The organism is Microbacterium sp. PI-SA-G, from assembly GCF_057215335.1.
The window spans coordinates 3,275,458-3,288,644 of the sequence record NZ_CM170103.1 but is presented as its reverse complement, the minus strand read 5'-3'; the positions used below and the strand labels follow the sequence as shown (position 1 = coordinate 3,288,644).

Here is a 13,187-nt window from a genome sequence, read left to right as displayed (position 1 = left end):
TGCCCGGGACGGCCGGGGACGCAGACGGCCGTGTCGGACCTGCTGAGGCGGCCAGATGCGACACCTGCGAGGACGCGGGCGACGTGGACGAGGCGGCCGGCGGCGGTCAGCGCGAAGCGAGCAGGGCTTCGACGCGATCTCGGATACGGGCCGCGATCTCGTCGACGGATGCTGCCGCGTCGAGCACCAGGAAGCGATCGGGTTCTGCGGCGGCCAGGCCGAGGAAGGCGTCTCGTACCCTCCCGTGGAACTCGCTCTCCTCGGCTTCGAGCCGGTCGAAGGGCTTGTCGTCGGAGTCGAGCCTCGCGCGCGCCGCAGCGGGGTCGAGGTCGAGCAGCACCGTGAGGTCGGGCAGCGCGCCCTCAGCGGCCCAGAGCGACAGATCGCGGATCTCGGTGGCATCCAGCACGCGGCCGGCCCCCTGATACGCCACAGAGGAGTCGAGGTACCGGTCCTGCAGCACGATCTCGCCGCGTTCCAGGGCCGGCCGCACGACCGTGGCGACGTGATGCGCGCGGTCAGCCGCGTACAGCAGCGCCTCGGCGCGCGGGGCGATGTCGCCGCGGTGATGCAGGACGATGTCGCGGATCAGCTGCCCCACCTCGGAGCCGCCCGGTTCACGGGTGCGGACCACGGTGTGCCCGGCATCGATCAGCCAGTCGGCGAGCAGGTTCGACTGCGTGGTCTTGCCCGAGCCGTCGCCGCCTTCGAGCGTGATCCACGCGCCCGGACCTGAGGTCACGAGTTCGCCTTCTCAGCCGCCTTCGCCGCCGCGTTCGCCGCACGGGTGGCCGCCGCCTTCTTCGCTGCCGCCGATCGTGCCGCGGACTTCGCCGCGTCGGCCGGAGCCGCCGCCGTCTTCGACGCCGGAGCCTTCTTGGCGGCCGGCTTCTTCGCGGCCGGCTTCTTCGCGGCGGGCTTCTTGGCAGGAGCCTTCTTGGCCGGTGCCTTCTTCGCCGCCCCCCGTTTGGGAGCAGGCCCCTTGGCGCGCTTGTCGGCGAGCATCTGCACCGCGGTCTCGAAGGTGATGTCCTCGACCTTCTGGCCGCGCGGGATCGTCACGTTCGTCTCGCCATCGGTGACGTACGCGCCGAAGCGTCCGTCGCGGATGCGGATCGGCTTCTGGCTGACCGGGTCGGCCTCGAACTCGACGAGCGCGCTCGATGCGCGGCGTGCGCCGTACTTCGGCTGCGCGTAGATCGCCAGCGCCTGCTCGAGCGTAACGTCGAAGATCTGGGACTCGCTCTCGAGCGACCGTGAGTCAGCGCCCTTCTTCAGGTACGGACCGAACCGGCCGTTCTGCGCCGTGATCTCCTCGCCCGACTCGGGGTCCGCGCCGACGACGCGGGGCAGGCTGAGCAGCTGCAGCGCCGTGTCGAGCTCGATCGTGTCGACCGACATCGACCGGAACAGCGAGCCGGTCCGCGGCTTGGGAGCGGTGTCCTTCTTCGCTCCGCGCTTGGGCTTGGGCGCCTCGACGACCTCTCCCGTGCTCTCGTCCACCGCGGCGTCCTCGGACACCGGGTCGTTCTCCTGCACGTAGGGGCCGAAGCGTCCGTCCTTGACGACGACGATCTTGCCGTTCTCGGGGTTGGTGCCGAGCACGCGATCCCCCGCGACGGGGGCGTCGATGAGCTCCTGCGCCTTCTCGGACGTGAGCTCGTCGGGAGCGAGATCCTCGGGAACGTTGACGATTCGCGGCTTGGCCTCGGGGTTCTCGGGGTCGGTGACCTCGAGGTACGGGCCGTACTTGCCGAAACGCAGCGTCGCGGTGTCGGTGATCGGGGTGGAGTTCAACGCGCGTGCGTCGATCTCACCAAGGTTGTCGACGACCTGGCGCAGGCCGACGTGCGAGTCCGAACCGAAGTAGAACGACTTGAGCCATTCCACGCGGTTCTGCTCGCCGCGGGCGATCGTGTCGAGGTCGTCCTCGAGGGCTGCGGTGAAGTCGTAGTCGACGAGCTCGGCGAAGTGCTCCTCGAGCAGACGCACGACGCTGAACGCCAGCCAGGTGGGCACGAGTGCCTGCCCGCGCTTGACCGCGTAGCCGCGGTCGAGGATCGTCTCGGGGATGGATGCGAAGGTCGACGGGCGGCCGATGCCCTTCTCCTCGAGCACCTTCACCAGCGAAGCCTCGGTGTACCGCGGCTTGGGCGTGGTGCGGTGGCCCTTGGCCTCGGCATCCTTCACCGCGAGCTCGTCGCCCACGGCGACGGCCGGGAGTGACTGGTTCTCGGCGGCGTCGGCGTCGCCGCGCTTCTCGTCGCGGCCCTCTTCGTATGCCTCGAGGAAGCCCTTGAAGGTGTAGACGGTGCCGGATGCCGTGAACTCGGCCTTCTTGCCGTCGGCAGCGACCGCGATGGTGACGGTCGTCGTCTCGTACTTGGCGTCGGCCATCTGGCTGGCGACGGTGCGCTTCCAGATGAGGTCGTAGAGACGCTGCTCCTCGCGGTCCAGCTCGCCCGAGAGCGACGCGGGGGTGCGGAAGGTCTCGCCCGACGGACGGATCGCCTCGTGCGCCTCCTGAGCGTTCTTGCTCTTGGACTTGTACACGCGCGGCTTCAGCGGTACGGCGGAATCGCCGTAGAGGGACACGGCCTGGCTCCGCGCCGCCTGCACCGCTTGGGTGCTCAGCGCCGTGGAGTCGGTACGCATATAGGTGATGTACCCCTTCTCGTACAGGCGCTGAGCGACGCTCATCGCCTGCTTCGCGCCCATCGAGAGCTTGCGCCCTGCCTCCTGCTGCAGCGTCGAGGTGGTGAAGGGCGCGTAGGGGCTGCGCGTTCCGGGCTTGGCCTCGACCTTGGTGACGGTGCCGGCGCCGACGGCTTCGACGGCCTGAGCCAGTGCGGTCGCCGCGGCCTCGTCGAGGATGACGACGGCCTTCTTGAGCTTGCCGTTGTCGTCGAAGTCGGTGCCGCGCGCCAGCTGGCCGCCGTCGACACGGACGAGCCGGATCTTGAAGGAGGTTCCCGCAGCCGCGGCGGCGGCGTCGACGTCCCAGTACTCCGCCGACGAGAACGCCATGCGCTCGCGCTCACGATCCACGATCAGACGGGTCGCGGCGGACTGCACACGTCCGGCCGAGATGCCGGTCTTGACCTTGTACCAGAGCACGGGCGAGACGTCCCAGCCGTAGAGCCGGTCGAGGATGCGCCGGGTCTCTTGAGCGTCGACCAGGTCGAGGTCGAGTTCGCGGGTGTTGCCGACGGCGGCTTGGATCGCGTCCTTGGTGATCTCGTGGAAGACCATGCGCTTGACGGGGACCTTGGGCTTGAGCGTCTCGAGCAGATGCCAGGCGATCGCCTCGCCCTCGCGGTCCTCATCAGTGGCGAGCAGGAGCTCGTCGGCGGTCTTCAGTGCGCGCCGGAGTTCGGCGACCGTCTTCGTCTTGCGATCGGACACGACGTAGTAGGGGTCGAAGCCGTTGTCGATGTCGATCGAGTACTTGCCGTACGCCTGCTTGTCGTCGGCCGGGATGTCCTTCTTGTCGGCGAGATCACGGATGTGGCCGACGGAGCTGAGCACCTCGTAACCGTCGCCGAGGTATCCCTGAATAGACCGCATCTTCGTCGGGGACTCGACGATGACGAGCTTCTTGCCTTCAGCCAAGGGTGCGTCCTTTCTTCGAAGCACACCATACACACCACCGTGCGGACTCATTCACAGTGAGAGAGGTAGCCACCACCGTCAATGACCCTCGGGTGGCCCAGCACGGGCGCGGGAGACGGCGGTGAGTCCAGCGTACGCCGCCCGCACCTGCACGGTCGCCACGAAGCCCTCGAGCATGCAGTCCGTGAGCGCGGCCCCCGCCGCCGCTGCGACCCGCGCCGCGAGTGCGCACGGCTCGTCCGTCGTCGGCACCGCCCCGCTGGCCGCATCGGCTGCGGCGAGCGCTGCCGCGTCGGCCGCTCCCGCCACGCGCTGCGAGGTGACGGCGGCGCCGCCGACCGCCGCCAAGCCGAGCGTGAGCCCGGCGGTGACGATCAGCACGCCGGCCGCGAGCGTCGACCCCGCCATCACCGACCTCCGTCGAGCGCGCAGCTGGCGGCGCTGAGCGGCAGGTGCATGACGCCGACCTCGACGACGACCGATGCCTCGACGCAGACCACGTCGCCCCGCGCTGACCACGACATCGACGCGCCGGGCACTGCCGCGGTCACCACGGCTCCCGCAGCGGCGCCATCCTCACCGCGACCGAGCAGACGGGCGGCGTCGGCCGCGGCATCCTGCAGCGAGACCTGGCGTGAGGCCGCACCCAGCGCGCCGACGCCGAGGAGCATCACCAGCACCACGGCGGGCAGAGCGAGAGCGAGTTCCGCGGCGACGGATCCGCGCTCATCTTTTCGACGCGGAGTCGCCGAGGTGCGCTCATGAGACGGAGAGCGCACGACGCACGAGATCGGTCAGGATGCCGCGCACCTCGTCGGACCGCATGATGACCACGAGCATGCCGGCGAAAGCGACGGCGGCCATCGTCGTGATGGCGTACTCGGCGGTCGCTGCCCCCGTCTCATCATCGAAGAGCGCGAGCGCGCGACGACGGGTCAGAGGCGGGATCGCGCGCCGGGTCGAGGTGGTGGGCAGGGTCGGGGTGGCGTTCATGATGTTCCTTCTTTCTGTGTGGTGAGGTTCGAGGGGTTCAGAGGTTCAGTGACGTCGACCCGAGGACGCTGAGCAGCAGCGGGGCGACGCCGAGGAGCAGGAAGGCGGGAAGCGTGCAGACGCCCAGCGGGATCAGGAGCTGCGTGGAGAGTCGGGAGGCACGCAGTCTGCCCTCGACGCGGGCCGCGTGGCGTTCCTGCGCCGCCGAGGCTCGCAGCAGCTCTCCTGCGGGGACGCCTGCGGCCAGCGACAGATCGAGCACAGTCCTGATGCGCCCGTCATCGCCGAGGCGGACGGAGCCCGTGTCTGCGACGAGCTGGAGCGCGCGCTCCACGGAGGCGCCACCGGTCAGGGCGATGGCGACCAGCTCGGCGGTCATCCCGGGCGTTCCCGGCGCCGGGCGCGCGCGGCGCAGCAGCCGGCTCGTCCACAGCCGGGCGGCGCCCACGAGCACCAGTCCGACGACCACGCACGCCGCGGCGATCGGGCTGCGCACGACGATGCCGACGGTGTCGAACCCGAGTGCGACCCCGAGCAGCAGTCCGGCCAGCGGCATCCACAGCAGCAGACGAGCGGTTCCCGCGGGCTCAGCAAGCGCGATGCGCACGTCGTCGGCGGCGGCACCCGCGTCGCGCAAGGTCTCGGCGATCATGCGCAGTACGGCCGCGAGCGGGGCGCCGACGGTCGTCGCGATCTCCCATGCGGCGGCGAGGTCGATCCAGGCGCCGGCCTGCGCCTCGATCGCAGCGAGCAGGGGCGTTCCCGAATCGACGAGCTCGACGACGGCCGCCGCGTGCCGGTCTCCGGTCTCGGCGAGGTGCCGCCAGGCGACCAGGGGCACAGCCCCGGCCTGGAGCAGCACCGCGAGGGTCTGCACAGACGTGGCCGCGTCTGCCGCCTGGCCGTCGAGCGGTGCGGAGCGGCGCAGCCGGATCACCACGGCTCGACCTCGCGGATCGTGAGCCGGTCGGCCTCGATGGCGAACTCTCCGGCCTGTGCGATCCGCCGCCGTCCGCCGGGAGCACGAGCGAGATGCAGCACGATCGAGAACGCGCTCACCGCCTGACGCGCCAGCGCCGTGGCATCCATCCCGGCGAGCGCCCCCAGCGCCTCGAGTCGTGCCGGCACGTCGCGCAGGCCGCTGGCGTGCAGGGTGCCGGCTCCGCCGTCGTGGCCGGTGTTGAGCGCTGTGAGCAGCTCGCGCACCTCCTCGCCGCGGCACTCCCCCACGACGAGCCGGTCGGGGCGCATGCGCAGCGACTCTCGGACGAGCCGCGCGAGGCTGATGCCGCCCGCGCCCTCGAGATTCGCCTGGCGTGCTTCGAGGGCGACATGATGCGGATGCCGCGGTCGAAGCTCCGCGACGTCCTCGATGGTGACCAGGCGCTCGTTCTCGGGCACCTCCGACAGCAGCGCCGAGAGAAGAGTGGTCTTGCCGGTGCCCGTGCCGCCGGTGATCAGGATGTTGGCCCGCGAGTCGACGAGTCCGCGCAGCCAGCGGTGCTGACGGGCGTCGAAGGCCCCGAGGGCGGCGAGCGCGTCGAGGTCGGCGGCCTGCACGCGCGGAATGCGGATCGACAGCGCGGTGCCCCGGGTCGACACCGGTGCCAGCACGGCGTGCACGCGCACCCCGGAGTCGAGACGCACATCGACGCACGCAGCCTGATCGTCGAGATGCCGGCCGCCCAGGCCCACGAGCGCCACCGCGAGATCGCGCACCTCGCGCTCCGACGCGCTCCAGCCCGGCACAGGCTCTGCTCCCGTGCCCCGGTCGACGAACAGCCCGTGCGCACCGTTCACGAACACGTCGGTGACCGTGCCGTCGTCGCAGTGCTCGCGCAGCGGGCCGAAGGCGGGTCGAGCCGGAGCGATCCGTTGGGTGTCGCATGGGAGGCGTCGGCGGTCGCCGCACCGCGGGGCTGGATGACGAAGGACGAGGTCATGCCCCGACGCTAAGAGCCCCGACTCCCGCGCCGATGCCACCAGAGCGCGGTCTGTGCAGAACTGCTCCTGGCGCGCAGACCGTGCAGAGCATCGTGCAGGGGAGGCCGAGACGGAGAAGGGCGGCACCTCATGGGGGAATGAGATGCCGCCCACGGCGCGGCCACGATCGGGGGAATCGGGCGGCACCCAGGCCAGAATGAGAATTCGGCTGTCGTCGAGTGTACGCAAGGCAACCGTCCTCACAAAACCATGCGCCACTACCGACTTTCGGCAGTAGGCGGGGGCTTCCGGGCAGGACTAGATTCGCCAGGACCTGATCGTGCCACCCTCACGACCACGCCCCCAGCCGCAAAGGAGCGCCTGCCGATGAGCAGCCAGATCGACCACCTTCTCGACGAGACCCGGCGGTTCCCGCCCACCGAGGAGTTCGTGGCGCAGTCCGTCTCCTCCCCCGCTCTGTACGAAAGCGCAGCATCCGATCGAGAAGCGTTCTGGGCCGAGCAGGCGCGCGAGCTCGTGCACTGGCACACCCCGTTCACCGAGGTGCTGGACTGGTCGACTCCGCCGTTCGCGAAGTGGTTCGATGACGGCGAGCTGAACGTCGCCTACAACTGCCTGGACCGCCATGTCGAAGCCGGCAACGGCGACCGCGTCGCCTTGTACTGGGAGGGTGAGCCCGGCGATTCCCGCCGCATCACCTATGCCGAGCTCACCGAAGAGGTCAAGCGCACCGCGAACGTGCTCTCGGACCTCGGCGTGACGCACGGCGACCGCGTGGCGATCTATCTGCCGATGATCCCCGAGGCGATCGTGTCGATGCTCGCAGTCGCACGCCTCGGCGCCGTCCACTCCGTCGTCTTCGGCGGATTCAGCGCGGACAGCCTGCGCTCGCGGATCGACGACGCCGGCGCGAAGCTCGTCATCACCGCCGACGGCGGCTACCGCAAGGGACGCGTCTCGGCCCTGAAGCCGGCCGTCGACCAGGCGCTCGGCGACCGCGGCGACGGCGAGCAGCAGACCGTCGAGCACGTGCTCGTCGTCCGACGCGGCGAGAACGAGGTCGACTGGGTCGAGGGACGCGACGTGTGGTGGCACGACGCCGTGCCCGCAGCATCCGCCGAGCACGAGGCGCAGGCGTTCCCCTCTGAGAACCCGCTCTTCATCCTGTACACCTCGGGCACGACCGGAAAGCCCAAGGGCATACTGCACACCTCGGGCGGCTACCTCACCCAGGTGGCGTACTCGCACAAGTACGTCTTCGACCTGCACCCCGAGAACGACGTCTACTGGTGCACGGCCGACATCGGGTGGATCACCGGGCACTCCTACGTGACGTACGGCCCCCTCGCGAACGGCGCGACGCAGGTGCTCTACGAGGGCACACCGGACGCACCGCACCCGGGCCGGTGGTGGGAGATCATCGAGAAGTACAAGGTCTCGATCTTCTACACCGCCCCGACCGCGATCCGGTCGTTCATGAAGATCGGGCGCAGCGTGCCGAAGAAGTTCGACCTGTCGTCGCTGCGACTGCTGGGCTCGGTGGGCGAACCCATCAACCCCGAGGCGTGGATGTGGTACCGCGAGGTCATCGGCGCCGGCACGACGCCGATCGTCGACACGTGGTGGCAGACCGAGACCGGCGCGATCATGGTCTCGGCTCTTCCTGGCGTGACAGCGACGAAGCCCGGGTCCGCGCAGGTTCCGCTGCCCGGCATCTCGATCGACGTCGTGGACGAGAAGGGTGCCGAGGTCGGCAACGGCAGCGGCGGACTGCTGGTGGTCACCGAACCGTGGCCGAGCATGCTGCGCGGCATCTGGGGAGACCCCGAGCGCTATCGCGAGACCTACTGGGAGAAGTTCGAGGATCAGGGCTACTACTTCGCCGGCGACGGCGCGCGGCTCGATGACGACGGCGACCTGTGGCTGCTCGGCCGGGTCGATGATGTGATGAACGTGTCGGGCCACCGGCTGTCGACCGCCGAGATCGAGTCGTCGCTCGTCGCCCACGAGGCCACCGCCGAGGCGGCCGTCGTCGGGGCGTCGGATGAGGCGACAGGGCAGGCGGTGGTGGCGTTCGTGATCATCAAGCAGAGCTACCTCGACGCGCACGACCCGGCCGGCCTCGCGCAGCAGCTGCGGCTGTGGGTGGGTGAGCAGATCGGCGCGATCGCCCGCCCGCGAGACGTCTACATCGTGGGCGAGCTCCCGAAGACCCGCTCGGGCAAGATCATGCGTCGCCTGCTGCGCGATGTCGCGGAGGGCCGCGAGGTCGGCGACACCACCACGCTCGCGGACACCGCGGTGATGAGCATCATCTCGGCACAGGTCAAGTAACGCCGAGACGCGTCAGGCCAGGATGAAGGTGACCTCGACCTCGACCGGGCTGTCGAGGGGCAGCACCGGAACGCCGACGGCGGCACGGGCGTGGCGACCGGCATCGCCGAAGATCTCCCCCAGCACCTCGCTGGCGCCGTTGATGACGCCGGGCTGACCGGAGAACTCGGGGACGGATGCCACGAAGCCACCGACCCGCAGCACGCCGGCGATGCGGTCGACGCCTCCCGCGGCATCCGCGGCAGCCGCCAGTGCATTCAGTGCGCAGGTACGGGCGTACTCCTTCGCGTCCTCGGCCGAGACCGCGGCTCCGACCTTTCCGGTCGCCGGAAGAGCGCCTGCGGCGAACGGCAGCTGACCCGACGTGTACACCAAGTCGCCGTGCACCACGGCGGGCACGTACGCGGCCACCGGTGCGGCGACGGCGGGAAGCTCGATCCCGAGCTCGGTGAGCCGCGCGCTGACGGTCACGCCGCGCCGCCCTCGAACTGGCGTGCGGCCTCAGCAGCGGCGGCGAGTCCGGCGTTGGCCGAGCCGTCCTGCGTCACCGGACGCTTGAAGTAGGCGACGAGGCCGCCTTCCGGTCCCTGCACGATCTGCACGAGTTCCCAGCCCTGCTTGCCCCAGTTGTTGAGGATGGCTGTGGTGTTGTGGATCAGCAGCGGGGTGGTGACGTACTCCCACGTGGTCATGGCACTCCTGTCGATTCGAGCGGCGCGCCACGGAAAGAGGCCGACGCTCGTCAAAGGCGGTATTCAGGGAACTCCCTTACGATCAGCGTATGCCTCAAAAGAATCGCACGGTGAATGGCGTGCTCGGCGGCCTCCTCGGGCTCATCGGCCTCAGCGCCGTCGCCGGCCTCCTGGTCACCGCCAGTGTCACCCCGGTCCTCGCGATGACCGGCCTCGCCGGCACGCAGACCCTGACGCTGTTCGACAAGCTCCCCGAGGTGCTGAAGGTCGACACCCCCATGGAGCAGTCGACCATCTACGCGACCGCTCCCGACGGGAACCCGATCGCGCTCGCCTCGTTCTACGAGCAGAACCGCGTGCCGGTCACGTACGAGCAGATCTCTCCCGTGCTCTACGACGCGATCCTCTCCAGCGAGGACAAGAACTTCTACAGCCACGGGGGTGTCAACCTCGGAGCCACGGTCAGCGCCGTGATCGACAACCTCAAGGGCACGTCATCCCGCGGCGCATCGACGATCAGCCAGCAGTTCGTGAAGAACGTGCTGATCCAGCGGTGCGAGCAGGAGGTCGACACGGCCTCGGAGACGTACTCCGAAGAACTCCAGGCCTGCTGGGAGAACGCCACTCAGGCCGAGGGAACCGAGGGCATCCAGCGCAAGCTGCAGGAGATGCGCTACGCGATCCAGATCGAGAAGGACTACTCGAAGAACGACATCCTGCTCGGCTACCTGAACATCGCGAACTTCGGCGGCACCGTCTACGGCATCGAAGCCGCGGCGCGCTACTACTTCTCGACCACCGCCGCGAACCTCACGGTCGCGCAGGCGGCGACTCTCGCCGGGATCGTGCAGAACCCGAACACCTACCGCATCGACCGCGGCGACGAAGGCACCTACACGACAGAGGACGGCGTCGCCCACAACACCGCCTCCGACGGCTACAAAGACACGCTGGTGCGTCGCACCTACGTGCTCGACCGCATGCTGGCCAACGGCAAGATCACCCAGGCGCAGTACGACGAGGCCTCGGCCTCTCCGATCCAGCCCGCGGTCACGCAGCCGGTGCAGGGATGCCAGGCCGCCGGTCGCAACGCCTACTTCTGCCAGTACGTGAAGTCGATCGTCGAGAACGACCCGGCCTTTGGCGAGACCGACCAGGACCGCCGCGACCTGCTGCGCCGCGGTGGACTGAAGATCTACACCACGATGGACTTCCGCATCCAGGACCCGGCCGCCGAGAAGATGGCCGAGGTGGTTCCCGCCAACTACGACAACCAGTTCTTCGGCGCAGCCGGGGTGTCGATCGAGGTCGGCACCGGTCGCGTGCTCTCGATCACGCAGAACACGCAGTTCCTCGAGACCCCGACCGAGGACCAGGCGTTCAGCTCGCTCGTCTTCGCCGGAGACCAGAAGAACGGCCGCTCCGGCGGCTTCCCCGTGGGATCGACCTACAAGCTGTTCACCCTGATCGACTGGCTCGAGAAGGGGCACTCGGTCAACGAGGTGCTCAACGGCCGCGTGCAGACCAACATGAAGTTCAAGGACTCCTGCAGCGGGAGCACTCCGACGGCGAACACCAAGGAGATCGGCAACTTCGGCGGCAACCAGGGCTACACCAACTCGGTGATGGACTTCACGGCGCAGTCGCTGAACAGCGGGTACTTCGCGATGGCGTCGAAGCTCGACCTGTGCGACATCAACAAGGTCGCCGACCGGATGGGCGTCACCCTCGCCAATGGAGACAAGACGACCGACAGCAACGTGCCGTTCGACGTCCTCGGGCCGGAGGCCATCTCGCCGCTCGCCATGGCGAACGCCTACGCGACCGTCGCCAGCGGCGGCACGTACTGCACGCCCAAGGCGATCGACCGCGTGGTGGGTCCGGACGGCGCAGACCGTCCGCTCCCCGCGTCGTCCTGCACGCCCGGCGTGATCACCCCCGAGGTGGCCGCCACGACGGCGTACGCGCTGCAGGGCGTGATGACGGGCGGCGGTACGGGATCGCGGGCGAACCCGTACGACGGCACCCCGCTGATCGGCAAGACCGGCACGCACAACCGCGACCAGACGATGATGATCGAGTCGAGCACCAAGGTCACCACCGCAGTGTGGGTCGGCCGCCACTTCGGCCAGGCCGACATCTATCAGAAGCGCTCCAACGGCTACGCGCTCAACGAGATGCGCTACCCGCTCGCCGAGACCGCGCAGGCGGCCGCCAATGAGGCATACGGCGGGGACCGGTTCCCGGACCCCGACAACTCGCTCACGCGTCGCGTGCTGACGAATGTGCCTTCGGTCGTCGGCATGACGGTCGACGACGCCACCTCCACGCTCGAGAGCTCCGGCTTCTCGGTGGTCGTCGGCGCTCCGGTCGACAGCGACCAGGCAACAAACATCGTCGCCGCGCAGGATCCCTCTGGCCAGACCGCCGGCGGCGGCACCGTCACGATCTCACCGAGTAACGGGCAGGGCACGACGGTGCCCGACGTCACCGGCCAGGCACCCACCGCGGCTGGCGCCGCACTCTTGGGAGCGGGGTTCTCGTCGGTCGACTTCGCCGGGTCGTGCAACGCCTCCGGCGCGAAGGTGAAGGCCACGGATCCGCCCGCCGGCACCGCAGCGAACAAGTCGCGGAAGATCTCGGTGGCCTGTTGACCACGAGACGATCTTCGGCTCACCCGGCCCTCATCGCGCTCGGCGCGGTGGGGGCCGCGGGCGTCGCCGCCGCGGTCTGGGGCATCGGCATCGAGCGCTACCTCTTCACGGTGCGTGAAGTCACCGCTCCCGCGCTTGCGCCCGGCTCCGCACCCATTCGCGTCCTGCACCTGTCGGATGCCCATATGGCTCCCTGGCAGCATCGCAAGCAGGACTGGCTGGCCTCTCTCGCACAGCTGAAGCCCGACGTGATCGTGAACACCGGCGACAACCTCGGCCACGAGAACGGGCTCGAGGGAATCCGCCGCGCGTTCGAACCTCTCGCCGGAATCCCCGGGGTCTTCGTGCACGGGTCCAATGACGTCGCTGCCCCATCGCCGCGCAATCCTCTGCTCTATTTCTCGGGGCCGTCGAAGAAGCACCGCGCGCCCGAACTGCTCGACACCGCGGCCATGGACCGGTTCTTCACCGACGATCTCGGGTGGACGGGCCTCAACAACGCCGCCGCGCGACTGAACATCGCCGGCAACACCGTCGACCTGTTCGGCGTCAACGACGCGCACCGCGACTGGGATCGGCTCGACGTGCTGCCAGATGCGATCACGGACCTCGGCCCGCGCGCCGAGGACATATCGGTGCTCGGCGTCACGCACGCGCCCTACCAGCGCGTGCTGAACGGCTTCATCGACCTCGGGGCAGACGCCATCCTCGGCGGCCACACGCACGGCGGCCAGGTCTGCATCCCCGGATACGGCGCGTTGGTCGCGAACTGTGACATTCCGCTCAAGCAGGCCAAGGGCCTCAGCACCTGGACGCACAGCGGTCGCAGCGTGCCGCTCAACGTCAGCGCCGGGTGCGGCCACTCGATCTACGCGCCCGTGCGCTTCGCGTGCCGCCCCGAGGCGACGCTGCTCACGCTGACCGCGCGGGACTGAGCCTCGATTCGGCGCTCCGGCGT

12 protein-coding genes are annotated in these 13,187 nt (G+C 69.3%); 3 read left to right on the top strand and 9 right to left on the bottom strand.

Translation table 11 applies throughout. The features are described from left to right. Window positions 1-106: 106 nt before the first annotated feature. From tmk to AC2D10_RS16180, 7 genes are all read right to left on the bottom strand, one after another. The gene (tmk, locus tag AC2D10_RS16210; RefSeq protein WP_484709129.1) at window positions 107-742 is read right to left on the bottom strand and encodes a dTMP kinase; all 636 of its coding nucleotides are present in this window, start codon (window positions 740-742) and stop codon (window positions 107-109) included. Beyond that, complete coding sequence (gene topA, locus AC2D10_RS16205; protein ID WP_484709127.1) at window positions 739-3,612, bottom strand: type I DNA topoisomerase; 2,874 nt, start codon at window positions 3,610-3,612, stop codon at window positions 739-741. Before topA ends, tmk begins: the two co-directional genes overlap by 4 nt. Before the next feature lie 78 nt (window positions 3,613-3,690). Continuing rightward, window positions 3,691-4,020: a helicase gene (locus tag AC2D10_RS16200; protein WP_484709126.1), complete on the bottom strand. Its 330-nt coding sequence runs from the start codon at window positions 4,018-4,020 to the stop codon at window positions 3,691-3,693. Beyond that, window positions 4,020-4,391, bottom strand: a complete 372-nt coding sequence (locus AC2D10_RS16195) for a TadE family type IV pilus minor pilin (protein WP_484709124.1) — start codon at window positions 4,389-4,391, stop codon at window positions 4,020-4,022. The genes AC2D10_RS16200 and AC2D10_RS16195 overlap by 1 nt, the downstream gene beginning before the upstream one ends. Further along, entirely contained in the window at window positions 4,372-4,605 is a 234-nt protein-coding gene (locus AC2D10_RS16190) for a DUF4244 domain-containing protein (RefSeq protein ID WP_484709123.1), read from the bottom strand. Before AC2D10_RS16190 ends, AC2D10_RS16195 begins: the two co-directional genes overlap by 20 nt. A 37-nt stretch (window positions 4,606-4,642) precedes the next feature. Further along, window positions 4,643-5,545: a type II secretion system F family protein gene (locus tag AC2D10_RS16185; protein ID WP_484709122.1), complete on the bottom strand. Its 903-nt coding sequence runs from the start codon at window positions 5,543-5,545 to the stop codon at window positions 4,643-4,645. Next, on the bottom strand, window positions 5,539-6,447 hold the full coding sequence (locus AC2D10_RS16180) for a TadA family conjugal transfer-associated ATPase (RefSeq protein ID WP_484711857.1): 909 nt from the start codon (window positions 6,445-6,447) through the stop codon (window positions 5,539-5,541). Before AC2D10_RS16180 ends, AC2D10_RS16185 begins: the two co-directional genes overlap by 7 nt. A 468-nt stretch (window positions 6,448-6,915) precedes the next feature. On the opposite strand from AC2D10_RS16180, the gene acs reads away from it, so the two are divergent. Next, window positions 6,916-8,883, top strand: coding sequence for an acetate--CoA ligase (acs, locus tag AC2D10_RS16175; protein WP_484709121.1), 1,968 nt, complete (start codon window positions 6,916-6,918; stop codon window positions 8,881-8,883). Between the two features lie 12 nt (window positions 8,884-8,895). Here acs and AC2D10_RS16170 read toward each other — a convergent pair whose 3' ends face one another. Together AC2D10_RS16170 and sp36 are read right to left on the bottom strand one after the other, a co-directional pair. After that, window positions 8,896-9,354: a RidA family protein gene (locus AC2D10_RS16170; protein ID WP_484709119.1), complete on the bottom strand. Its 459-nt coding sequence runs from the start codon at window positions 9,352-9,354 to the stop codon at window positions 8,896-8,898. Continuing rightward, window positions 9,351-9,575, bottom strand: a complete 225-nt coding sequence (sp36, locus tag AC2D10_RS16165) for a Sp36 family protein (RefSeq protein WP_484709117.1) — start codon at window positions 9,573-9,575, stop codon at window positions 9,351-9,353. Before sp36 ends, AC2D10_RS16170 begins: the two co-directional genes overlap by 4 nt. Window positions 9,576-9,664: 89 nt before the next feature. Between sp36 and AC2D10_RS16160 the strand changes: the two genes are divergently transcribed. Beyond that, on the top strand, window positions 9,665-12,229 hold the full coding sequence (locus AC2D10_RS16160; protein ID WP_484709116.1) for a transglycosylase domain-containing protein: 2,565 nt from the start codon (window positions 9,665-9,667) through the stop codon (window positions 12,227-12,229). Next, complete coding sequence (locus AC2D10_RS16155; RefSeq protein ID WP_484709115.1) at window positions 12,226-13,164, top strand: metallophosphoesterase; 939 nt, start codon at window positions 12,226-12,228, stop codon at window positions 13,162-13,164. Before AC2D10_RS16160 ends, AC2D10_RS16155 begins: the two co-directional genes overlap by 4 nt. Window positions 13,165-13,187 lie beyond the last annotated feature (23 nt).

What these genes read in the sequence shown, in the direction of transcription:
- AC2D10_RS16200 (WP_484709126.1), bottom strand. Translation starts at nt 4,020, where the DNA reads ATGGCGGGGTCGACGCTCGCGGCCGGCGTGCTGATCGTCACCGCCGGG.
- AC2D10_RS16190 (WP_484709123.1), bottom strand. Translation starts at nt 4,605, where the DNA reads ATGAACGCCACCCCGACCCTGCCCACCACCTCGACCCGGCGCGCGATC.
- acs (WP_484709121.1), top strand. Translation starts at nt 6,916, where the DNA reads ATGAGCAGCCAGATCGACCACCTTCTCGACGAGACCCGGCGGTTCCCG.
- sp36 (WP_484709117.1), bottom strand. Translation starts at nt 9,575, where the DNA reads ATGACCACGTGGGAGTACGTCACCACCCCGCTGCTGATCCACAACACC.
- AC2D10_RS16160 (WP_484709116.1), top strand. Translation starts at nt 9,665, where the DNA reads ATGCCTCAAAAGAATCGCACGGTGAATGGCGTGCTCGGCGGCCTCCTC.